Genomic DNA, 22,735 nt, shown 5'->3' with positions numbered 1-22,735 from the left:
GGACGAATGGATTCCGGGTTCGCGGCTTCGCCGTGCCCCGGAATGACGGGTCGCGCGGAGTGCTAAAGCGCCGGAAGCGGATTGGCAAGGCGCAGAAAACAGGGCCAGAATGGCCCGGAAAGAGCAACCCGCCGCCCCCTCAAGAAGGCAGCAAGACGGACCTCATGACATCAGCCATTATCTACGCCTTTGCCTCGGCGGGCTTCCTGGGCGCCGGGGTCGTTCTGGCGCAGTTGGGCTTGCGGACCGTCGATCCGCTGTCGGGGGCGGCGATCAGCGTCCCCTCCTTCACGGTGCTGTTCCTGCTGCTGTCGCCGCTGATCCTCCAGGACGAGCCGGTGATCTGGCGCGGCCTGCCCATTTTCATCGCCATCGGCCTGTTCTTCCCGGCCTCGCTGACGCTGTTGACCTTTGCCTCGAACCGGGCGCTCGGGCCGGTCATCACCTCGACGCTCGGCAACCTCGCGCCGCTGTTTGCGGTGGCGACGGCGGTGATCCTGCTGCACGAGCCGTTGGAGCCCCCGCAACTGCTTGGCCTTGTCGTTGCGGTCGCCGGAGCTGCGATCATCACGGTGACGCGCCCGCGCGACCTCGGTCATTGGCGGAGCTGGGCGCTGCTGCTGCCGCTGTGCAGCGCGCTGATCCGCGGCGTGGTGCCGCCGGTGGTCAAGCTCGGGCTTGAGGTTTGGCCAAGTCCGCTCTGGGCCTGCCTGATCGGCTACGTCATGTCCTCCCTGGTGGTGCTGACGGTGCAGCGCGTCCGCAAGGGCAACTTTGTCGTGCAGGCGCCGCGCGCCGGCCTGTTCTGGTTCGCGATGACCGGGATCAGCAACGGCTTGAGCGCGCTCACGCTGTTCGCCGCGGTCCGCAACGGCCCGATCACGCTGGTGGCGCCGCTGGCCGCGATCTATCCGCTGGTCACGGTGGCGCTGAGCGCGATGCTGCTCAAGCACATCGAGATCACCGCGCGCATCGTGGCGGGGTCCGCGCTGACGGTGCTCGGCGTCGTGCTGGTGCTGATCGGCTGATCCCGTTGCAGGATTGGCAAGACACCGTTGCGGCCGGCGCACCTGTGCAAGTGCGCACCGGCCTGTCAGACTACAGTTTGCCGGAGTTTTCAGTGCGATCCCCTGACGTTCCCCCGCTCTACCCGCACCCCGCGCGGCTGATCCTCATCCTGTCGCTGGCGCAGACCGTCGGGCTCGGCATCGGCCGCTTCGCCTATGCGCTGGTGCTGCCGGACATGCGCGACAATCTGGCGTGGTCCTATTCCGCGGCCGGGTTCATGAACACGATCAACGCGGCCGGCTATCTCGCGGGCGCCCTGCTCGCCTCGCGGATGATCAGAACTTTTGGGCTGGCCAACTCGGTGCGATGGGGAACGCTGGCCTGCGTGCTGTCGCTGGCGCTCTGCGCCGTATCAGGCAATTTCTACGTGCTGAGTTTTGCCCGGCTGTTGGCGGGAGTGGGCGCGGCGGCCGGATTCGTCGGCGGCGGTGCGCTGGCCGCGACGATCGCGCAATCGCGGCCCGAACGGGCGAACTTCCTGCTCAGCCTGTTCTATGCCGGACCCGGGATCGGCATTTTGGCGTCGGGGCTGGTGGCGCCGTTTGTCTTGCAGGGATTTGGGCCGGGCTCGTGGTGGATCGTCTGGTGGGCGATGACGGGGCTCGCGGTCGTCATGACGATACCCGTCGTGCTCGCGCCGCTCCATGCCAGCGCTATGGCCGCCGAGACGGCAACGGCCAAGTTCGCGGTGGCGCCAGTCTTGATCTATCTCGCCGGCTACTTCCTGTTCGGCGCCGGCTACATCGCCTACATGACCTTCATGATCGCCTATGTCCGCGACGCCGGCGGCGGCGCGGTAGCCCAGAGCGCATTCTGGAGCCTGATCGGCCTCAGCGCATTCGTGACCCCATGGGTCTGGCGCCGCGTGCTCGCGCTCGACCGCGGCGGCCTCGCCACCACGATCATTCTCGGCACCAATGCCGTCGGCGCGGCGCTGCCGATCTTCGGACACTCGGTATGGCTGCTGGCGCTGTCGGCGCTGGTGTTCGGCGTCGCCTTCTTCGCGGTGGTCGGCTCCACCACCGCCTTCGTCCGCTTCAATTATCCGCCGCAGGCCTGGCCGACGGCAATTGCGGCGATGACGATTTCATTTGGCATCGGCCAGACGCTGGGACCGATCGTGGTCGGTGCGATCACGGACGCGGTGGGCAGCCTGTCGTTTGCGCTGAATGTTTCGGCCGCTATGCTGGCGCTGGGGGCGGCGCTGTCGGCGTTTCAGAGGAAGGTGACGCAGAAACCTTCGGCATAACGCGTTGCGTTCGCAGGTATGGTAAGGTGTCTGCTCGGCACTGCGCGTAAGCAGCACCAAGCCAGGCAGCTGACATCCCGAAGCCATCGGCGACGCAAAAAGGGAGAAGCGATCATGCAAACGGGCATGACCTATTTTGATCTCGGGCCGTACAGCCGCAAAATCACCACGTCGTCGCCTGACACCCAGCTTTGGTTCGACCGGGGCCTCAACTGGCTGTTTGGGTTCAATCATAGCGAAGCGATCAAGTGCTTTCAGAAGGCACTGAAGCACGACGGCGAATGCGCCATGGCGCACTGGGGCATAAGCTACGCCTCGGGGCCGAACTATAATCTTCCCTGGGTTCGCTATGACCCGCACGGCCGGCAGATGGCGCTGTCGGCATCCTACGATGCCATGCAGGGAGCGCTCGCGCATGCCGGGAAGGCAAGTGCGGTCGAGCGGGCGATGATCCAGGCCCTCACCGCGCGCTATCCCCAGCGCGAGGCGATCGAGGATATGGCGCCTTGGGACAAGGCCTACACCAGGGAAATGCGCAAGGTCTTCGACGCGTTTCCCGACGATCTCGAGGTCCGGGCGGTTTTTGCCGAGTCGCTCATGAACGAGACGCCGTGGCAGATGTGGGACTTGCCATCCGGCAAACCTGCCGAGGGAGCAGGCACCGAAGAATGCAGGGCGGTGCTGGAATACGCTTTAGACAGAATCCCCACTGCATGGGATCACCCGGGCCTCTTACATCTCTATGTCCACCTGATGGAGATGTCGCCATTTCCGCAGCGCGCATTGCGGGCCGGTGACCGATTGCGCGAGATCGTCCCGGACTCCGGTCACCTCATCCACATGCCGACGCATCTCGATGTGCTGTGCGGGCACTACAACGACGTCCTAGTCCATAATCAGAAGGCGCTCGCGACCGACCGCAGGTTCCTCGCCTATTCGGACGATCCGGGTGTCTACCTGGTCTACGTCATCCACGACTTCCACTTCGCGATTTACGGCGCCATGTTCCTTGGCCAGTACACACCCGCAATCGCGGCAGCCGAGGAACTGATCGCGACGATCCCCGAGGCGGTACTGCGTATTGAATCGCCCCCGATGGCGGATTTCCTCGAGGGCTACCTGACGATGAAGCAGCACGTCCTGGTGCGCTTCGGCAAATGGCGCGAAATCATCGAACAGGAGTTACCTGGGGATCGAGACCTCTACTGCTCGAATGTCGCCATGATGCACTACGCCAAGGCCGTCGCTCATTCGGCGCTCGGCAATGTCGCCGAGGCCGAGACGGAGAAGGCGTTGTTCATGGCGGCGAAAACCCGGGTGCCCGAGAGCCGCCGCGTACACAACAATCATGTCGTTGGTCTGCTGGGTGTGGCCGAAGCGATGCTGAATGGCGAGCTGGAATATCGAAAGGGCAACCATGACGCAGCCTTCGCGCACCTGCGCAGGTCGGTCGAGCTCAGCGACGGGCTGCCCTATGACGAGCCGTGGGGATGGATGCAGCCGACCCGACATGCGTTGGGGGCACTTCTCCTCGAGCAGGGACGGATCGAGGAAGCCGAGGCGGTATACCGCTCTGATCTCGGTCTTGACGGCAAATTGAGCCGCGCCTGCCAGCACCCTGATAATCTCTGGTCGCTGCACGGGCTGCACGAATGCCTGGTCCGTCGCGGAGAAAAGGTCGAGACGGCCCTGATCAAACAGAGGCTCGATTTGGCGCAGGCGCGGTCGGAGATTCCAATTAAGGCGTCCTGCTTCTGCCGTCGAGTGGACATGGCGGCCGCGTAGTCGTTCGCGGCGCCAGTTGGATTTGGCCCGAGTGGTGGGCACGCTTCGCTTTGCCTACCCTACGATTCTGGGCGCGGTGCTGGCGGCGTTTCAGGGGAAGCTGAGATAGAAGCCGTAATGCGTTCTCCATCCGCGCGTCGTCCCTGCGAACGCAGGGACCCAGAACCCCAGGGTTCAGTTGGAGAGCAAGAACTCACTCCAGCGCAAAATATCGAGATCACGCGGTATGGGCCCCTGCGTTCGCAGGGGCGACGAGGGAGTTGGGGACCAATCAACTCCCGCTGAACGAATTATACCCCTGGTCTTCCCAGAAGCCGCCCTTGTAATCGTTGGTGACTTCCATCGAGATCACGTATTTCGGGCTCTTGAAGCCGAGTTTTGTCGGCACCCTGATCCTCATCGGGAAGCCATAGGCGCGCGGCAAAATCTCGTCGGCGAACTTGAAGCTCATCTGTGTCTGCGCATGCAGCGCGGACGGCATGTCCAGCGGCGAGTTGTAACCGTCCCTGTCGGCGCACTGAAACCAGACATATTTCGCCCGCGTATCCGCGCCGATCAGTTTCAGGAAATCGCGCAAGGGGACGCCGGTCCAGCTTCCGATCGCGCTCCAGCCCTCGACGCAGATGTGGCGCGTGACCTGCTTGACTTGCGACAATTGATAAAGCTCGTCCAGCGTCCAGGACTTCTTGTTGTCGACCAGCCCGCGCACCTCGAGCTTCCAGCTCTTGCCGTCGACTTCAGGCGCGTCGTCGACGTCATAATAGCCATTGAACGGGAACGGCTTTGTGATTGCGCTTTCCGGAAATGTCGGTGCCATGGCATTGGGATTGAAGATCAACGCCTGCACGCCGTCATTGAACTTCGAGACCTGCTTCAGCATCTCCTCGGCTGAAAAACTATCGGTCACGTCGCAGCCGGTCAGCAGCGTCAGCGCGCCGAGGCTGGCGCCGCCCGAGATGAAGCGTCGGCGCGTGAGATCCGGCATCGTCTTCACCGCGTCCCTGATGAGGAGCGTCTTGTCGACGCCGGGGATCAGGAGATTGCGCATGCGGCCCATGACCGTGCTCCCTTTAAGTTAGCGGCCGATGATCATGGCGCGCAGGCTCTTCGGCACCAGAAGAGCCAGCACAACATGAACCACCATGAAGGCGACGATACCAGCCATGCAGAAGAAATGGACGTAGCGGGCGGCCTCGTAGCCGCCGAACAGCGCCGTCAGATATTGCAACTGGACTGGTTTCCAGATCGCCAGGCCCGACAGCACGATGAGGATACCGACGACGATGATTCCGGCATAAAGCAGCTTTTGCACCTGGTTGTACTTGGTGAGATCGTCATGCGAGAGCTTGCCGGTCAGTGCCGCCTTGGTGTCCGAGATCACGCCCTCCGGCGTGATCGGCAGCAGCTTCTTGCGGAAGCGGCCGGTGGCAAGACCCACAGTCAGATAGATCAGGCCGTTGACCATCAACAGCCACATCGCGGCGAAATGCCAGAGCAGCGCGCCGCCGAGCCAGCCGCCCAGCGTGATGCTCGAGGAGAAGCGGAAATCGAACAGCGGCGAGGCATTGTAGATCTGCCACCCCGACATGATCATCAAAACCATCGCGAAGGCGTTGGTCCAATGCAGCGCCCGCACCCAGGCCGGCTGAATGACCTTGGCCTTGGTTGACGCGGCGTGTTCGTCGCTGACTGTTACGGCCGACATGGCTCTTCCCCGCTTGCAATTCGCTACCAATTATACGCCGGGAACCGGCTTTCCGTTACTTGCCATGACGCTATCAGATCGATGCACGGCGCGTATCGGGTTCACAAAAAAGCGAGCCGGGTTGCCCCGGCTCGCCAATCCACACGCCCTGTTGGGACCAGTCAGGGGCGCGCGGGAGCTCAGGACGCCGGCATCAGCACGGTATCGACCACATGGATCACGCCGTTGGACTGATTGACGTTCGAGATCGTGACCATCGAGGTTCCACCCTTGGCGTCGATAATCCAGACCTTGCCGTCCTGGAGCTTGACCGACAGTGGTTCGCCTTCGGCGGTCTTGAGCTTCATGCCGTCCTTCAGGTCGGACGCGGCGAGCTTGCCGGGCACGACATGGTAGGTGAGGATCTTGGTCAGGGTCGCCTTGTTTTCAGGCTTCACCAGCGTCTCGACGGTGCCGGCCGGCAGCTTGCCGAAGGCGGTGTTGGTCGGCGCGAACACCGTGAACGGGCCCTTGCTTTCCAGCGTTTCAACCAGGCCGGCGGCCTTCACCGCGGCAACCAGCGTGGTGTGATCCTTCGAGTTGACGGCGTTCTGGACGATATTCTTGGAGGGGAACATCGCCGCGCCGCCGACCATCACGGTCTTTTCTTCCGCGCTGGCGGGCGCGGTGATGGTGGCGGTGAAAGCCAGTGCGCTGAACACGGCGGCGGACAGAAGTGCAATACGTTTGGACATGGAATCTTCTCCCGAGGATTGCGATGGCCGGCGGGGCATCCGCCGGTACTGAAAACAACGACGCCAGGTCGATGGACCGGGTTGATTTCGTCGTCGTTGGCCGAGCTACGGGAGGTTTTTCGGCCGGTTTCGGCGAATAAATTATCGTGATGGCTGAAACTTTCGCGGGCGCGGGCCGTGCGATGACGGGCACCCGTAGCCCGGATGGAGCGCAGCGCAATCCGGGATCATCTGCGACGATAGACGCTGTCCCGGGTTACGCGGAGCCTGTCATCGCGTGCCACCATGCCGCGATTGCCGGTATAACTCTCATTACTGGAGCCGTTCGTAACGGCTTGGGATGGCTGGAGCCCTTGCGATACCTGTGTGATGCTTCGGAGATAACGCATGAAGGACTCGATCTTCGCCGAGGGCGCCGGCTATGTCAGGGGGCGCTTCGTCCCGATCGCCGAGGCGACGCTGCCCGTCACCGATTGGGGTTTTACGCGGTCCGATGTCGTCTACGACGTCGTGCATGTGTTCAAGGGCGGCTTCTTCCGGCTTGCCGACCATCTCGATCGTTTCGAGCGCTCGATGGCGCAGCGCCGGATCCGGCCGCCGGAAGACAGCGCCGCGATCGAGGCGATCCTGCATCGCTGCGTGGCGCTGACCGGTCTTTCGGACGCCTATGTCGCGATGGTGGCCTCGCGCGGACGGCCACGCGTTGCGGGATCACGCCGGCCGGCCGATTGCGAAAACCACCTGATCGCCTATGCGCTGCCCTGGATCGATGTCGTTCCCAAGGACGTGCAGGCGCGCGGAGCCCATGTCTTCATCGCCTCGACGCCGCGCGTGCCCGACGCCTCAGTCGATCCCACGGTCAAGAACTATCAGTGGAACGATCTGACCTCCGGCCTGCTGGAGGCGCACGACGCCAATTTCGACACAGCGGTGCTGTGCGATACGCAGGGTTTCCTGACTGAAGGGCCGGGCTTCAACGTCTTCCTCGTGAAGGACGGAAGGGTAACGACGCCCGATCGCGGCAGCCTGCACGGCATCACGCGCCGATCGGTGCTGGAGCTCTGCGCCGAACTCGGCATCGAGGCTGCGGTTGAACCGATTCCCCGATCGGCGCTCGACCACGCGGACGAGGTCTTCCTGGCGACGACGGCCGGCGGCGTCATGCCCGCGTCGCGCATCGGCGCACGCATCCTCGGCAACGACCGGCCCGGGCCGATCTCAATGCTGCTTAGGGATACCTACTGGCGCAAGCACGAGGAGGGCTGGCACCGGACACCGGTCCGCCCCCTCGAGGCCGAGGCCGGCGAATGAATTATCGTGATTTGTGAAACTTTTGAGGGCCCGAGCCGTGCCGCGACGCCCCATGTCTCTCGTCGTCCCTGCGCACGCAGGGACCCATACCGCGTGATCTCTCAATAAGGCTCTGTGGCTGATGTCTATCGCCAAACTAAGGCCGGTGGTTATGGGTCCCTGCTTTCGCAGGGACGACGATGGAGAGAGCTCGTCCTAATCCCGATTATGCGGGGTCTGGATGAATCCGCGATTATGCGTCGGGCTGATCAGGATCTCGTTCATGCACACGCGTGGCGGCATGCTGGCGACGAAGGCGATGGTGCGGCCGCAATCTTCCGGCTGCAGCATTTTCGCCTGCTCCTCTTCCGACGGCACCACGGGGCGCAGCTTCAGGATCGGGGTCGCGACCTCGCCGGGCGACAGGCAGCAGGCGCGCAGGCCGTTGACGCATTCGTCCATATTGAAGGAATGGGTCAGCGCCAGCACCGCGTGTTTTGTGGTGGTGTAGGCCGGGCCCGGCATTTTCGAGACGTGACGGCCGGCCCAGGACGCGACGTTGATGATGCAGCCGTCCTGCTGCTTCCTCATCGCCGGCAGCACCGCGCGCATGCAGTAAAGCACGCCGTTGAGATTGATATCGACGACCTTGTCCCAGCCGTCCAGATCCATGTCGGCCCAGCTTCGCTTCGGCACGTTGAGGCCGGCGCTGTTGACCAGGAGGTCGATCCGGCCGTGTTTTTCCAGGATCTGCCCGGCCGCCTTGTTGACATCTTCCTTGTTGCTGACATCGAGCGCGATCGCCTCGGCCTTGCCGCCCTTTTTGGCGATATCGGCCACGACCTTGTCGAGGGCGTCTTTCCGCCGACCCGAAACCACCACGATCCAGCCGTCCGCCGCCAGGCATTCCGCCCCCGACGCGCCGATCCCGCTGCCACCGCCCGTCACCCAGGCCACGCGTTTCCCGCTATTTGTCATGCAAACTGTCTCCGTTGCTTTATGAAGGGCGTTCTTGCTATTCCAGCCTGCGAAATTCCGCGGGCCAGCGCCCTCTTAGGGAATGTTGCATGAACACGACTGCCAACGCCAACCTGTTTTCCCGCCTGTTCGATACGCTCGACGATCCGAACCGGCTTGCGATCGAAATGCTCGACGGCACGCGCATCAGCTATGGCGATCTGATCGCCCGCGCCGGCCAGATGGCGAATGTGCTGGTTGCGCGCGGCGTCAAGCCCGGTGACCGCGTGGCGGCGCAGACCGAGAAATCGGTGCCGGCGCTGGTGCTCTATCTCGCGACCGTGCGCGCAGGCGGCGTCTATTTGCCGCTCAACACCGCCTATACGCTCAACGAACTCGACTACTTCATCTCCGACGCCGAGCCGTCGCTGGTGGTATGCGACCCCTCGAAGGCGGACGGCATCGGTGCGATCGCGGCCAAGGTGAAGGCAAAAGTCGAAACGCTCGGGCCCGACGGCAAGGGATCGCTGACGGATGCCGCCGCCAAGGCCGAAGCGGCGTTTGCGACCGTCGCACGCGCCAATGACGACCTCGCCGCGATCCTCTACACCTCGGGCACGACAGGCCGCTCCAAGGGCGCGATGCTGACGCACGATAATCTCGCGTCGAACTCCTACAGCCTGGTCGATTACTGGCGTTTCACCGACAAGGACGTGCTGATCCACGCGCTGCCGATCTATCACACCCACGGCCTGTTCGTGGCGAGCAACGTCACCCTGTTCGCCCGCGCCTCGATGATTTTCCTGCCGAAGCTCGATCCTGAACTGATGATCAAGCTGATGGCGCGCGCGACCGTCATGATGGGCGTGCCGACCTTCTACACGCGGCTGTTGCAGAGCCCGTCGCTGACGAAGGAATCCACCAAGCACATGCGGCTGTTCATTTCGGGCTCCGCGCCGCTGCTCGCCGACACCCATCGCGAATGGGCCGCGCGCACCGGCCACGCCGTGCTCGAACGCTACGGCATGACCGAAACCAACATGAATACCTCAAACCCCTATGATGGCGAACGCGTGCCAGGCGCCGTCGGCCATCCCCTGCCCGGCGTCTCCGTGCGCGTCACCGACCCTGAGACCGGCAAGGAGATTGCGCGCGATGAGATCGGCATGATCGAGGTCAAGGGCCCGAACGTCTTCAAGGGCTATTGGCGGATGCCGGAAAAAACAAAATCCGAATTCCGCGACGACGGCTTCTTCATCACCGGCGATCTCGGCAAGATCGACCCCAAAGGCTATGTCCACATCCTCGGCCGCGGCAAGGATCTTGTGATCTCCGGCGGCTTCAACGTCTACCCGAAGGAAATCGAGAGCGAGATCGACGCCATGCCGGGCGTAATCGAATCCGCCGTGATCGGCGTGCCGCATGCCGATTTCGGCGAGGGGGTCACCGCCGTCTTGGTCTGCAGCAAGGGCGCCGAGGTCACCGAAGCGGGCGTGCTGAAGGCACTCGACGGCCGGCTCGCCAAATTCAAGATGCCGAAGCGCGTGTTCGTGGTCGACGAACTGCCGCGCAACGCCATGGGCAAGGTGCAGAAGAATATTTTGCGGGATACGTACGCGAAAATCTACGCGAAGTAATTCGCTGTCGTCCCTGCGAAAGCAGGGACCCATACGCCGCGGCGGATATATTGAGAAACGCTGGCCGACGGCTTTTCGCTAACCACTGACACCTGTGGTTATGGGTCCCTGCGTTCGCAGGGACGACCCGGTGGCTGTCACGCGATCCCCACCTCACAGGTGCTGTAGCCCGGATGGAGCGGAGCGCAATCCGGGAACAGTCTGTCCATCTGCGAGAATCCCGGATTTCGCTTCGCTTCATCCGGGCTACGCGCCTACAACAGGCTGACTACAAACCTCCCGCCGACGATGAACATGTACGTGCCGAACGCCATCTCCAGCGTGCGCTTTGACATCGCATGCGCGGCGCGCACGCCGAGCGGCGCCGTGATCAGCGTGGTCGGCATCACGAGCACGGCCCCGATCAGCGAGACATAACCGAGCGCAAATGGCGCCTGCAGCGCAGTGACATCGGGAAAGCGCGCCGCGGCGGGCCAGCCGGCATAGACATAGCCGATCGCGCCGGGGATCGAGATCAACACCGCAATCGCGGACGAGGTTGCGACCGCCTGATGGATCGGCCGGCCATAGAACGTCATCAGCAGGTTCGCGAACAGGCCGCCGCCGACGCCCATCAAGGTCGACAACAGCCCAACGAAGAAGCCGTAGACGCGCATCAGAAAGCCCTTCGGCACTTCGTCGCCGAGCTTCCAGGTTTCCCGCGCCAGCAACAGCCGGGCTGCGGCCGACCATGCCACCACCACGAACACGATCTTGAACAGCCGTTCCGGCGCGTAGCGCGCGGTGACGCTGCCGGCGATCACGCCGATCACGATCGGCAGCCACCAGCGCCTGAGGATGTCCGTGTCGACCGCGCCTCTGATGTAATGGGCGCGAAACGAGGAGAGCGAGGTCGGGATGATGATCGCCAGCGAGGTGCCGATGCAGAGCGGCATCCGCACCTCCAGCGGCACGCCGGCCAGCCGGAAGCATTCGTAGAACACCGGCACCAGGATGGCGCCGCCGCCGATGCCGAACACGCCGGCCAGAAATCCCGACAGCGCTCCGACCGCAATCAGCAACAAGGCGAGTTCGATGAGCTCTTTGGGATCGAGGCCGGCCACCATGTCTTTGAACATTCCCGCGTTCAGAACCTGCGGCCTCGCATCTGTGTGGCCCACCGGCTGACTTAGCTGCTTCCAGGCGGGCCGCAAAATCCGCATATCGGCTCGGCTCTGGATGAATAGCCTCGACGCGCTGGCCGCCGCCGCGAAGGAAGGCGCCGGCATCGGGTAGGTGCCGTCGTGGCGAGCCGAGGCCGACCTGGCCGCCGGCCTCCTTGTGCGGCTGCTCGCCGACTCCGAGCCCACGCCGGTGCCATTGCACCTGATGTTTCAGCCCTCGCGGCTGGCTTCGCCGAGATCAGAGCCTTCGTCGATTACCTCATCGAGCGCTGACGCGGCACCGATCCGGCTGGCACGCAGCCGCATCGATCAATGAAAGAATCAATATTCAATTCTTCAACCATGCCAAATGGCCGTGGTATACCAAGCCGCTGATCAATCGCGCTTCATAGCGCTCCTAGTAATGAACGTTGGTTCTATTCCAAGCGATTTGATCGTTGCGCGGACTGGTGTGACTACGTAAATAGAATTCATCTACCGCGCATCCCCATGGGCCGGCCGCGGTTCCACACAACATGAAGCCGCCGAATGACCGCCAGGATCGAACGACCGCTATCGCCCCATTTGCAGACCTATCGCGTCACCCTGACGATGGCGCTTTCCATCATCCACCGCGCCACGGGAATTGCGCTCTATTTCGGCACGCTTTTGCTCGCCTGGTGGCTGATTGCCGCGGCGTCCGGCCCCGGGGCCTACGCCAACGTCCAGGCCTTCACCGGCAGCATCATCGGCAAGCTGATCGTGTTCGGCTACACGTGGGCGTTGCTGCATCATCTGTGTAGCGGTATCCGCTACTTCTTCTGGGACCTCGGCTACGGCTTCAAGGCCAATGAGCGCGAGGCGCTCACCTGGGGCGCGCTGATCGCCGGCATTTCGCTGACCGTCCTGGTCTGGATCATCGCCTACACGGTCGGAGGCGGACGATGAGCGGCCCTCGCTCGATGCGCACGCCGCTCGGCCGCGTCCGCAATCTCGGTTCCTCGCATTCCGGCACCACCGATTTCTGGCGCCAGCGTCTCACGGCGGTGGCGATGACGCTGCTGATCATCCCCGTCATCGTGATCATCCTGATGCTGATCGGCCGCAATCAGGCCGGCGCCGCCCAAATCCTCGGCTCGCTGCCGATCGCGATCATCCTGGTCCTCTTCATCGTCGCCAGCACCTGGCACATGCGGATCGGCATGCAGATCGTGATCGAGGACTACGTGCATAACGAAAAGATCAAGCTCGCCAGCGTGATGGCGAATAATTTCTTCTGTATCGCGGTGGCCCTGGCCTCGATTTACGCGATCCTCAAATTGTCATCGGGAGTGTAACCCATGGCTGCTCAAAGGACGGCGGCTCAAGGTAATGGCAAGGCCAGCAACGGCAGTGGCGGAATTGGAAGTAGTCCTGCCACCAACGGAAAATCCTATCCGATCGAGGACCACACCTACGACGTCGTGGTCGTCGGCGCCGGCGGCGCCGGCCTGCGCGCCGTGGTCGGCTGCTCGGAAGCCGGCCTGCGCACCGCCTGCATCACAAAGGTGTTCCCGACCCGCTCGCATACGGTTGCGGCGCAAGGCGGCATTTCGGCTTCGCTCGGCAACATGCATCCGGACGACTGGCGCTGGCATATGTACGACACCGTCAAGGGGTCGGACTGGCTCGGCGACCAGGACGCGATCGAATACATGGTGCGCAACGCGCCGGAAGCCGTCTACGAGCTCGAGCATTGGGGCGTGCCGTTCTCGCGCACCGAGGACGGCAAGATCTACCAGCGCCCGTTCGGCGGCATGACCATGGACTACGGCAAGGGCCAGGCGCAGCGCACCTGCGCCGCGGCCGACCGTACCGGGCATGCCATGCTGCACACGATGTACGGCCAGGCGCTGCGCCATTCGGCCGAATTCTACATCGAGTTCTTCGCCATCGACCTGATCATGGACGACCAGGGCGTCTGCCGCGGCGTGATCGCGCTCAAGCTCGACGACGGCACGCTGCATCGTTTCCGCGCGCAAACCACGATTCTCGCCACCGGCGGCTATGGCCGCGCCTACGCCTCCTGCACCTCGGCGCATACCTGCACCGGCGACGGCGGCGGCATGGTGCTGCGCGCAGGCCTGCCGCTGCAGGACATGGAATTCATCCAGTTCCACCCGACCGGCATCTACGGCTCTGGCTGCCTCGTCACCGAGGGTGCCCGCGGCGAAGGCGGCTATCTCGTCAATTCCGAGGGCGAGCGCTTCATGGAGCGTTACGCGCCCTCCGCCAAGGACCTCGCCTCCCGCGACGTCGTCTCGCGCTCGATGACCATCGAAATCCGCGAGGGCCGCGGCGTCGGCAAGAAGAAGGACCACATCTACCTGCACCTCGATCATCTCGATCCCAAGGTGCTGAACGAACGGCTGCCGGGCATTTCCGAATCAGCGAAAATCTTCGCCAATGTCGACGTCACCCGTGAGCCGATCCCGATCGTGCCGACCGTGCACTACAACATGGGCGGCATTCCCACCAATTATCACGCCGAAGTGCTGACCAAGATCAACGGCGACGACAATGCGGTCGTGCCCGGCCTGATGGCGATCGGCGAAGCGGCCTGCGTTTCCGTACACGGCGCCAACAGGCTCGGCTCCAACTCGCTGATCGACCTCGTCGTGTTCGGCCGCGCAGCCGCGCTGCGGCTTGCGGAAAAACTGACGCCGGGCGGCAAGCAGCCGGACCTGCCGGCGGATTCTTCCGATCTGGCGCTCGGCCGGCTCGACCGCTACCGCTACGCCTCCGGCGGCACGCCGACCGCGAAGCTGCGCGAGGGCATGCAGCACGTCATGCAAAGCAATTGCGCGGTGTTCCGCACCGGCGAGATCCTGCACGAAGGCCAGAACCTGATCCACAAGGTTCATGGCGGCATCGGCGATGTCGCGACCACCGACCGCTCGCTGGTCTGGAATTCCGACCTGATCGAAACGCTCGAATTCGACAATCTGATCGCGCAGGCAGTCGTCACCATGGATTCGGCGGCGAACCGCACCGAAAGCCGCGGCGCCCATGCGCGCGAGGACTTTTCCGAGCGCGACGACAAGAACTGGATGAAGCACACGCTGGCGTGGATCGACAATGGCGGCAACACCACGATCGATTATCGCCCGGTGCACGACTACACGATGACGAACGACGTCCAGTACATCCCGCCGAAGGCGCGCGTGTATTGATCGCACTGGTCATGCGCGGACTTGATCGGCGCCTCCATCTTCGAGAGAGGATGGATTGCCGGGACAGGCCCGGCAATGACGAGGAGAACCGTAGAGGCAGGACATATGGCTGAATTCGCGCTTCCCAAGAACTCTAAGATCACCGGCGGCAAGGCCTGGCCGAAGCCGGCGGGCGCGACCGAGACGCGCGAGTTCAGGGTCTATCGCTGGAACCCGGACGACGGCAAGAACCCGAGCGTCGACACCTATCATGTCGACATCAACGACTGCGGGCCGATGGTGCTGGACGGCCTGATCTGGGTCAAGAACAACATCGACCCGACGCTGACCTTCCGCCGTTCCTGCCGCGAAGGCGTGTGCGGCTCCTGCGCCATGAACATCGACGGCCAGAACACGCTGGCCTGCACCAAGTCGATGCACGACGTGGCCGCGGGCGGCGCCGTGAAGGTCAACCCGCTGCCGCACCAGCCGGTCGTCAAGGATCTGGTCCCCGACCTCACCAATTTCTACGCGCAGTACGCTTCCATCGAGCCGTGGCTGAAGACGACCACGCCGACGCCGCAGAAGGAGTGGAAGCAGAGCCACGAGGACCGCGAAAAGCTTGACGGCCTTTATGAGTGCATCCTGTGCGCCTGCTGCTCGACCTCCTGCCCGAGCTATTGGTGGAACAGCGACCGCTTCCTGGGGCCTGCCGCGCTCCTGCAAGCGAACCGCTGGGTGACGGATTCCCGCGACGAGGCCACCGGCGAACGGCTCGACAACCTCGAAGACCCGTTCCGGCTCTACCGCTGCCACACCATCATGAACTGCGCCAAGGCCTGCCCGAAGGGCCTCAACCCGTCCGAGGCCATCGCCGAACTCAAGCTGAAGATGGTCGAGCGGCAGATCTAGCCGCGATGCCGTAGCCCGGATGGAGCGCAGCGAAATCCGGGGTTCTCACAGCCGGATTGACCTGTCCCGGATTGCGCTTCGCTCCATCCGGGCTACGGGGCTGCGATCATGCCCGGAAGCGACGCCGCCCTTCGGACGGCTACTCTCGGCCGGCCGGACGCGAATGATTATCAATTTATCGATCCGCATTAACGCCATCCGGGGAGGCAGAAAGTTCCGCTCTCCACGCGCTTTATTCCCAACCAAGGATTGCGTTAAGCTCGGCGCGGAGTCGGAGCGCCCGTGCAGACTGCGCAACGTAATTCGCTGAGACTGCTGCAATGGATGATGGTCGCTTCGCTGGCCCTTCCGTTGGCGCTGTTTGTATTTGCATCCGCCATCTCCTGGGTCTCGATCCGCGAAACCGCCGACCGTGAGATCGAGCGCGCGCTGGATGTTGCGCACGAACATGCGCTGAAAGTATTCGAGACCATCGACCGCAGCCTGTCGGAGATCGCCGAGATCATCCGCGACGTTCCCGATGCCGACATCGTCGCGCGCGAGCAATTGCTGCATTTGCGGCTGAAACAACTGGTCGCCTCCCTGCCGCAGGTGAAATCGGCCTGGATCTTCGACGCCAGGGGCCACGCGCTCGTCAACAGCCTGGTCGTCCCGGCGCCGGGGATCGATTTTTCCGACCGGGACTATTTCAGGGCCCACGCCGCTAGCGATATCGGAACCTATATCGGTGAAGCGCTGAAGCCGCGGCCGCCCTATCAAGGTGCTGCGTTCTTTGGCGTCAGCAGACGCCGCCCGAGCGAGGACGGCAGCTTCGCCGGCGTGCTGCAGGCTTCCGTGTTCCCGGAATATTTCGAGAATTACTACGCCCGGATCGGCCGCGAGCCTGGCAGCTACTTCGCGCTCGGCCGGACGGACGGCACCGTGCTGGCGCGTTTCCCCGCCATCGACCGCGACATCCGTCTCGACCCCAAGGGGCCGATCGGGAAAATAATCGCCGCCAGTCCAACGGCCGGCCTCATCACGGTGACGTCGCCGACCGACGGCATCGAACGCCGCCTCGGCTATCGGCGGCTCGCCGAATACCCGCTCTATGTCGGCGCCGGCCTCGAGACCTCGGCGATACGCGCGCGCTGGCTCTCCACCATGAGCCAGCATTTGATCTTCGGCGCGCCGGCCACCGCGCTGCTGTTTGCCCTGCTGGGGCTGGCCTTGCGCCGGACCCGGCATCTTTATTTCGAGGCCGAGAAGCGGCAGGTGGCCGAGGAAGCGCTGAAACACGGCCAGCGGCTGGAGGCGCTGGGCCAGCTGACCGGTGGCGTCGCGCACGACTTCAACAATCTGCTCACGGTGATCCGCGCTTCCGTCGACCTGTTGCGGCGGCCCGACCTGCCGGAGCCGCGGCGGCTGCGCTATATCGAGGCGATCTCCGATACCGTGACCCGCGCCGCCAAGCTGACCGGGCAGTTGCTGGCCTTCGCGCGGCGGCAGACGTTGAAGCCGGAGGTGTTCGAGGTCGGACGAAGCGTGCAAACGCTGGCCGAAATGATCGGCACCCTGATCGGTTCGCGCATCGAGATCGTCATCCTCGGCCCGGAAGAACCATGCTTCGTCAATGCCGACGCCGGCCAGTTCGAAACCGCTGTTATCAACATGGCCGTGAACGCGCGGGACGCCATGGAGGGCCGTGGACGGCTGACGATTGCAGTGGGAATGGCGGCCAGCCTGCCCAACGCCGCACCCTCATCGCAAAATCCATATGGCTATGTTGCCGTATCCGTCGCCGACACCGGCAGCGGCATTCCGCCGGATCAGTTCGAACGCATCTTCGAACCCTTCTTCACGACCAAGCAGGCCGGCCATGGCACCGGGCTCGGCCTGTCGCAGGTATTCGGTTTCGCCAAGCAATCCGGCGGCGAAGTGGCGGTCGCCAGCGAACTGGGCAAAGGCAGCATCTTCACGCTGTATCTGCCGCGCACCGCCGGCAGCGGGAAATCGCGACAGCTGCCGGGGGAAGATGCACGAACGCTCGACGGACGCGGGATATCGGTGCTGGTGGTCGAAGACAACGCCGAGGTCGGGCAATTTGCCACCGACGCACTGGCCGATCTCGGCTACACCACCCGCCTGGTCGGCAGCGCCGCGCATGCACTCGAAGAGCTGGCCGCCGGCGCCGATCGCTTCGATGTCGTGTTCACCGACGTGGTGATGCCGGGCATGACCGGCATCGAACTCGCCCAGGAAATCCGCCGCCGCCATGCCGACCTGCCGGTCGTGCTGACCAGCGGTTACAGCCACGTGCTGTCGGAACACGGCAGCTACGGTTTTGATCTGCTGCAAAAGCCCTATTCCGTTGAGCAGCTCTCGCGCGTGCTGCACCGGGTCGGCCGCTTGCGCAAGGTGGGGCGTGCCAACGAAGTGATTTGAACCGCTTTCCCGTCATTGCGACCTTCCCCGTCAATTGCGAGCGAAGCGAAGCAATCCATTCCTTCGCACGGGGAAAGATGGATTGCTTCGCGGAGCCTGTCATCGGGCGCGCATTCGCGCGACCCGTTGGCTCGGAGCTCCCAAGGAACCATCTGATTTCCTTCCCGTTATCAGGCCATGGCCAAATCCGACGCAAAGCCCAAACCGTCCGGGAAAAAATCAGCCGCGAAGAACTCCCCTGAGTCCGAAAAGCAATCAGAGTTCGCTGAAGTCACCGCAGAAGGCGGCGATCACGTCGAACCGCCACCGCCGGAGGTCGTAGAGCCCGATCCGGAATTGTCGCCTGAGGAAGCCGAGCAGGCGCGCAAGGATTATCTGCTGACGCGGTTCTGGATCAGCGCGCGCGGATACTGGAGCAGAAGCGGCGACCGGCTGGCGTGGCTGTTTACGATCGGGCTATTGCTCCTGATCGTCGCCAATGTCGGCTTTCAGTACGGCATCAATGTCTGGAATCGCGCGATCTTCGACGCCATCGAGAAGCGCGATTCCGCGACCGTGTATTACCTTGCCGCGGTGTTCTTTCCGCTGGCGATCGGCAGTGTGCTGCTCGGCGTGGCGCAGGTTTTCTCCCGCATGGGCATCCAGCGCCGCTGGCGCGCCTGGCTGACGCATGCGGTGATATCGCGCTGGCTGGCCAGCGGCCGTTACTATCAGCTCAACCTTGTCGGCGGCGACCACCAGAATCCGGAATACCGCATCGCCGAGGATTTGAGGATCGCGACCGACTCGCCGGTGGATTTCGTTGCCGGCGTCACATCGGCGTTCCTGTCGGCCGCCACCTTCATCGTCGTGCTCTGGACCATCGGCGGCGCGCTGACGGTGACGCTCGCGGGTTCGACGATCACCATTCCCGGCTTTCTCGTCATTGCCGCCGTGCTTTACGCCGCGATCGCCTCGGGCTCGATCATGACGATCGGACGAAGCTTCGTGCAGGTTTCCGAAGACAAGAACCAGGCCGAGGCCGAATATCGTTATGCGCTGACGCGCGTGCGCGAGAACGGCGAAAGCATCGCACTGCTCGGCGGCGAGGAGGAAGAGCGCGACGGCATCGACAAGACTTTCACGAAAGTGCTGCGGCAGTGGGCGCGGCTTGCCGGCCAGCACATGCGCACTACGGTGGTGTCGCAGGGATCCGGGCTGATTGCGCCGGTGGTTCCGCTATTGTTGTGCGCGCCCAAATATCTCGACGGCAGCATGACGCTCGGCCAGGTGATGCAGGCGGCGTCTGCCTTTACTATCGTGCAGACGGCATTCGGCTGGCTGGTGGACAATTATCCGCGGCTTGCCGACTGGAACGCCTGCGCCCGCCGCATCGCCTCGCTGATGATGTCACTCGATGGCCTCGAACGCGCCGAGCAGGGCGACGGCTTCGGCCGCATCGAACGCGGCGAGACCAAAGGCGACGCCATGCTGAGTCTCAACGATCTCTCGGTGACGCTCGATGACGGTACCGCTGTTGTCGGCGAAACCGAAATCGTGATCGAACCCGGCGAGCGCGTGCTCGTGGCCGGCGAATCCGGCACCGGCAAGAGCACGCTGGTGCGCGCGCTGGCGGGGCTGTGGCCATGGGGCGGCGGCAGCGTCAACTTCCACCCCGACCGCCGGCTCTTCATGCTGCCGCAAAAACCCTACATTCCGTCCGGCACGCTGCGGCGCGCGATCGCCTATCCCGGCGCGGCCGATGACTGGCTCACCGAGCAGATTTGCGACGCCCTGCACAAGGTCGGCCTCGACCATCTCAAGGAGAAGATCGAGGAAGAGGGACCGTGGGACCAAACATTATCCGGCGGCGAGAAGCAGCGGCTGGCGTTTGCGCGCCTCCTGCTCCACAACCCCGACATCGTGGTGCTGGACGAAGCGACGTCGGCGCTCGACGAAAAGAGCCAGGACAAGATGATGGAGATCGTCATCGGCGAACTGCCGAACGCCACCATCGTCAGCGTGGCCCATCGCGCCGAGCTGGAGGCATTCCACAGCCGCAAGATCGTGCTCGAGCGGCGCAAGGGCGGCGCCAAGCTCGTCAGCGACGTCAACCTGATCCCGCGCAGGGGCAGGCGACGCCTGCTCGGACGATTCCTGCGCCATCGGAAAGCCGCCAAGAAGGCGGCGTAGTATTTTTCGTCTCTTGCCTGAGGGATGCGCACGATCCATCCAGCCGTCATTGCGAGCGCAGCGAAGCAATCCACCTCTCCGCTTGCCGCGCTATGGATTGCTTCGCTTCGCTCGCAATGACGTGGATAGGCCGCAGCATGCTGGACATACCCCATTCGTGGCACGACGAGCCGGTCAAACTCGCCAACAATTGAACCTGTTTCACTTCCGCAAAACCGGCTATGCATGCGCCGCTTCACCGAGGACACACGTTTGACGCCCGACAACGATCCTTCTCCCGCGCCGTTCGGCGCGTTCGCCCCGAATGCGGCGCAGGCCGCGATCATTTCGCTGGCCCACCGCACGCGGCTGAAGCGCGGCGCGTTCCGCCCCTGGCTGTCGCGGCTGGTGAATCTGCTGCGCGCGGGTCCGGTCGACGTGCCATACCAAGGCGCCTCGTTCCGCTTCTACCATCAGGCCAGTGCCACCGAGCGCGGCGCGCTGTTCAACCCCGCCTACAACATCGAGGAGCTGGATTTTTTGCGCGCGCATGTGCCCGCCGACGGCGTATTCGTCGATGTCGGCGCCAATGTCGGCACCTATGCGCTTGCGCTGGCGCGTCATGTCGGCGCCGGCGGCAAGGTGATCGCGATCGAGCCACACCCGGTGACTCACGCGCGGCTTGCCTTCAACAACACAGCCTCCGGTTACGCCCAGGTGCGACTGGTCGCGGCCGCCGCCGGTCCTGACGATGGCGAATTGCTGATCGAAACCGATGGCGACAATCTCGGCGCCAGCCACATCGTGTCGGGCGAAGCCTCCGCCAAGGCAATCAAGGTGCCGTCGCTGCGGCTGCAGCGCATCCTCGAAGAGGCCGGGGTCTCGCATGTCGACGCGCTCAAGATCGACGTCGAGGGTTTTGAGGATCGCGTGCTGACCGGCTTCTTCGCCAAAGCACCGCAGGCATTGTGGCCCCGCGCGATCGTGATCGAGCATCTGTCGAAGGACGAGTGGCTGGACGACTGCATCGCCGACATGCGCGCGCGGGGTTATATCGAGACGGGCAAGACCCGCAGCAATACGCTGCTGGCGCGAGGCTGAATTTCCCCATTCCTCAAAACCGCGGGAGAGCTTGATGATCGACCACGTCGGATTTCCGGTTTCGGACTACGAACGCTCCAAGGCCTTCTATCTGAAGGCCCTGGCGCCGCTCGACTACACCCTCGTGATGGAAGTCACGCAGGAGCAACACGGCCACGATCCCGCAGCAGGTTTCGGCGCCGATGGAAAGCCCGATTTCTGGATCGGCGGCGAAGGCGGATTGGACAAGCCGCTCCATGTCGCGATCGTGGCGAAGGACCGTGCCATGGTGGACGCATTCTACAAGGCAGCCTTGGCCGCCGGCGGGCGCGACAACGGCGCCCCGGGAATCCGCGCGCACTACCATCCGAATTATTACGGCGCGTTCGTGCTCGACCCCGACGGCCACAACATCGAAGCCGTCTGTCACGCGCCGGCCTAGCCGAATCGTCATCCCGCTCTATCTCTATGATTTGAGCATGATCTCCGCGCAAACGCGTCCCGCGTTTGTCGCGAGGGAAAACCGGTACCCACTTTTCCGGATCATGCTCTAGAAGCCCCGTTCCGATGGAATCGGAACGAGGCTCTAGATTTTTGATTTGCCGCGTTTCCTTGCCGCGAACCGGTTCCCACTTCGCTGGGAAACGCTCTGGTCGGTTCCATTAGCGAGGCGCGCGGGAACTTTGCGCCGGTATCGCCGTTGTTGTTCCTGGAGTTGAAACTTCGGGAGACGTGATGCCGATTGAACCGCCGGAGATACCGCCGGCGACACCAGGACAACCGACCGAGCCGCCGCCGGAAAGCCCTCCGGGCAATCCTCGTCCGGAGGTGCCACCACCACTCCGTGAACCCGGTCAACCACCACAACCGCAGGAGTTGCCGGGCAAGATGCCGGATGAGTTACCGATACGCGGGCCGAACGGCCCTCGCACCCCTAATCCTGCCACCGATCCGGGTGCCGGATGAGTATCTCGCCTGAACGCACAATGAACAATGCCGCATGCAACCCATTGTGCTTATGAAATAAAAAGCATCCGACCATTTGTAGGCCGCCACAATCCGGCCTAATGATTAGCCGCTCAATCGACCAACTGACATGTCAATGAAGGCCGTTCCGTTGCTGTCAGGCCTTTCTTCGGGGACCAAGGACATCATGACAAACCTTCGCATCCTGCTGCTCGCCACGACTGCTTTGACGGCGACGCAGCTCGCGACCTTCGCATCGCATGCGCAGACCGCGCCGCTTGTCGTGGCGCAAGCCAAGGAAAGGGAAGAAGGAGCCCCGGGCGGTAGGCCCAAGGAGGCGCCGAAGGGTGCTCCGCCGCCGGCTGCCGCACCGAAGGCGCCCGCGCCGGCTCCTCCGCCACCCCGGCCGCTGCACCTCCGCGTCCAGCAGCCCCTCCGCCGCCA

At 63.5% G+C, this 22,735-nt stretch carries 19 protein-coding genes; 14 read left to right on the top strand and 5 right to left on the bottom strand.

Annotation, left to right across the window (positions count from 1 at the left end; genetic code table 11):
- Nucleotides 1–164: 164 nt before the first annotated feature.
- The 3 genes from IVB05_RS00665 (at nucleotide 165) to IVB05_RS00655 (ending at nucleotide 4,102) form a co-directional block, all read left to right on the top strand.
- Nucleotides 165–1,028 carry an EamA family transporter gene (locus IVB05_RS00665; RefSeq protein WP_247782548.1) on the top strand — a complete coding sequence of 288 codons (864 nt, stop codon included), beginning with the start codon at nucleotides 165–167 and terminating at the stop codon, nucleotides 1,026–1,028.
- Between the two features lie 92 nt (nucleotides 1,029–1,120).
- Nucleotides 1,121–2,317: a YbfB/YjiJ family MFS transporter gene (locus IVB05_RS00660; RefSeq protein WP_247782547.1), complete on the top strand. Its 1,197-nt coding sequence runs from the start codon at nucleotides 1,121–1,123 to the stop codon at nucleotides 2,315–2,317.
- Nucleotides 2,318–2,431: 114 nt separating this feature from the next.
- Nucleotides 2,432–4,102 (top strand): tetratricopeptide repeat protein, encoded by a 1,671-nt coding sequence (locus tag IVB05_RS00655; protein ID WP_247782546.1) that lies wholly within the window; start codon nucleotides 2,432–2,434, stop codon nucleotides 4,100–4,102.
- A gap of 271 nt (nucleotides 4,103–4,373) precedes the next feature.
- Here IVB05_RS00655 and IVB05_RS00650 read toward each other — a convergent pair whose 3' ends face one another.
- The 3 genes from IVB05_RS00650 to IVB05_RS00640 all read right to left on the bottom strand — a co-directional run bounded on the left by IVB05_RS00650 (nucleotide 4,374) and on the right by IVB05_RS00640 (nucleotide 6,541).
- Nucleotides 4,374–5,159 (bottom strand): molybdopterin-dependent oxidoreductase, encoded by a 786-nt coding sequence (locus tag IVB05_RS00650; protein WP_247782545.1) that lies wholly within the window; start codon nucleotides 5,157–5,159, stop codon nucleotides 4,374–4,376.
- Between the two features lie 18 nt (nucleotides 5,160–5,177).
- Nucleotides 5,178–5,807: a cytochrome b/b6 domain-containing protein gene (locus IVB05_RS00645; protein ID WP_247782544.1), complete on the bottom strand. Its 630-nt coding sequence runs from the start codon at nucleotides 5,805–5,807 to the stop codon at nucleotides 5,178–5,180.
- A gap of 179 nt (nucleotides 5,808–5,986) precedes the next feature.
- Complete coding sequence (locus tag IVB05_RS00640; protein WP_247782543.1) at nucleotides 5,987–6,541, bottom strand: fasciclin domain-containing protein; 555 nt, start codon at nucleotides 6,539–6,541, stop codon at nucleotides 5,987–5,989.
- 387 nt (nucleotides 6,542–6,928) lie between these two features.
- On the opposite strand from IVB05_RS00640, the gene IVB05_RS00635 reads away from it, so the two are divergent.
- Nucleotides 6,929–7,852 carry an aminotransferase class IV gene (locus IVB05_RS00635; protein ID WP_247782542.1) on the top strand — a complete coding sequence of 308 codons (924 nt, stop codon included), beginning with the start codon at nucleotides 6,929–6,931 and terminating at the stop codon, nucleotides 7,850–7,852.
- A 195-nt stretch (nucleotides 7,853–8,047) separates the two neighbouring features.
- Here IVB05_RS00635 and IVB05_RS00630 read toward each other — a convergent pair whose 3' ends face one another.
- A complete protein-coding gene (locus tag IVB05_RS00630; RefSeq protein ID WP_247782541.1) occupies nucleotides 8,048–8,809 on the bottom strand; it encodes an SDR family oxidoreductase in 762 nt (253 codons plus the stop codon).
- Between the two features lie 89 nt (nucleotides 8,810–8,898).
- Here IVB05_RS00630 and IVB05_RS00625 point away from each other — a divergent pair, with 89 nt between their 5' ends.
- Nucleotides 8,899–10,425: a malonyl-CoA synthase gene (locus tag IVB05_RS00625; RefSeq protein ID WP_247782540.1), complete on the top strand. Its 1,527-nt coding sequence runs from the start codon at nucleotides 8,899–8,901 to the stop codon at nucleotides 10,423–10,425.
- Nucleotides 10,426–10,679: 254 nt separating this feature from the next.
- On the opposite strand, the gene IVB05_RS00620 is transcribed toward IVB05_RS00625, so the two are convergent.
- Complete coding sequence (locus IVB05_RS00620) at nucleotides 10,680–11,531, bottom strand: sulfite exporter TauE/SafE family protein (protein WP_247787419.1); 852 nt, start codon at nucleotides 11,529–11,531, stop codon at nucleotides 10,680–10,682.
- Nucleotides 11,532–12,116: 585 nt separating this feature from the next.
- Between IVB05_RS00620 and sdhC the strand changes: the two genes are divergently transcribed.
- The 9 genes from sdhC (at nucleotide 12,117) to IVB05_RS00575 (ending at nucleotide 22,291) form a co-directional block, all read left to right on the top strand.
- Nucleotides 12,117–12,515 carry a succinate dehydrogenase, cytochrome b556 subunit gene (gene sdhC / locus IVB05_RS00615; RefSeq protein WP_247782539.1) on the top strand — a complete coding sequence of 133 codons (399 nt, stop codon included), beginning with the start codon at nucleotides 12,117–12,119 and terminating at the stop codon, nucleotides 12,513–12,515.
- A gap of 14 nt (nucleotides 12,516–12,529) precedes the next feature.
- The gene (sdhD, locus tag IVB05_RS00610) at nucleotides 12,530–12,904 is read left to right on the top strand and encodes a succinate dehydrogenase, hydrophobic membrane anchor protein (RefSeq protein ID WP_247787418.1); all 375 of its coding nucleotides are present in this window, start codon (nucleotides 12,530–12,532) and stop codon (nucleotides 12,902–12,904) included.
- 3 nt (nucleotides 12,905–12,907) lie between these two features.
- A complete protein-coding gene (gene sdhA, locus IVB05_RS00605; protein ID WP_247782538.1) occupies nucleotides 12,908–14,779 on the top strand; it encodes a succinate dehydrogenase flavoprotein subunit in 1,872 nt (623 codons plus the stop codon).
- A 105-nt stretch (nucleotides 14,780–14,884) separates the two neighbouring features.
- A complete protein-coding gene (locus tag IVB05_RS00600) occupies nucleotides 14,885–15,670 on the top strand; it encodes a succinate dehydrogenase iron-sulfur subunit (RefSeq protein WP_247782537.1) in 786 nt (261 codons plus the stop codon).
- 282 nt (nucleotides 15,671–15,952) lie between these two features.
- Nucleotides 15,953–18,094, top strand: a complete 2,142-nt coding sequence (locus IVB05_RS00595) for a hybrid sensor histidine kinase/response regulator (protein ID WP_247782536.1) — start codon at nucleotides 15,953–15,955, stop codon at nucleotides 18,092–18,094.
- A gap of 177 nt (nucleotides 18,095–18,271) precedes the next feature.
- Nucleotides 18,272–20,266: an ABC transporter ATP-binding protein/permease gene (locus tag IVB05_RS00590; RefSeq protein ID WP_247782535.1), complete on the top strand. Its 1,995-nt coding sequence runs from the start codon at nucleotides 18,272–18,274 to the stop codon at nucleotides 20,264–20,266.
- Nucleotides 20,267–20,518: 252 nt separating this feature from the next.
- Nucleotides 20,519–21,346: an FkbM family methyltransferase gene (locus IVB05_RS00585; protein WP_247782534.1), complete on the top strand. Its 828-nt coding sequence runs from the start codon at nucleotides 20,519–20,521 to the stop codon at nucleotides 21,344–21,346.
- A 34-nt stretch (nucleotides 21,347–21,380) separates the two neighbouring features.
- Entirely contained in the window at nucleotides 21,381–21,767 is a 387-nt protein-coding gene (locus tag IVB05_RS00580; RefSeq protein ID WP_247782533.1) for a VOC family protein, read from the top strand.
- Nucleotides 21,768–22,060: 293 nt separating this feature from the next.
- Nucleotides 22,061–22,291, top strand: a complete 231-nt coding sequence (locus IVB05_RS00575; protein ID WP_247782532.1) for a hypothetical protein — start codon at nucleotides 22,061–22,063, stop codon at nucleotides 22,289–22,291.
- Nucleotides 22,292–22,735: the final 444 nt, after the last annotated feature.

Source organism: Bradyrhizobium sp. 170, assembly GCF_023101085.1.
Classification (GTDB): domain Bacteria; phylum Pseudomonadota; class Alphaproteobacteria; order Rhizobiales; family Xanthobacteraceae; genus Bradyrhizobium.
This window is presented reverse-complemented; position numbering and strand designations above follow the sequence as displayed.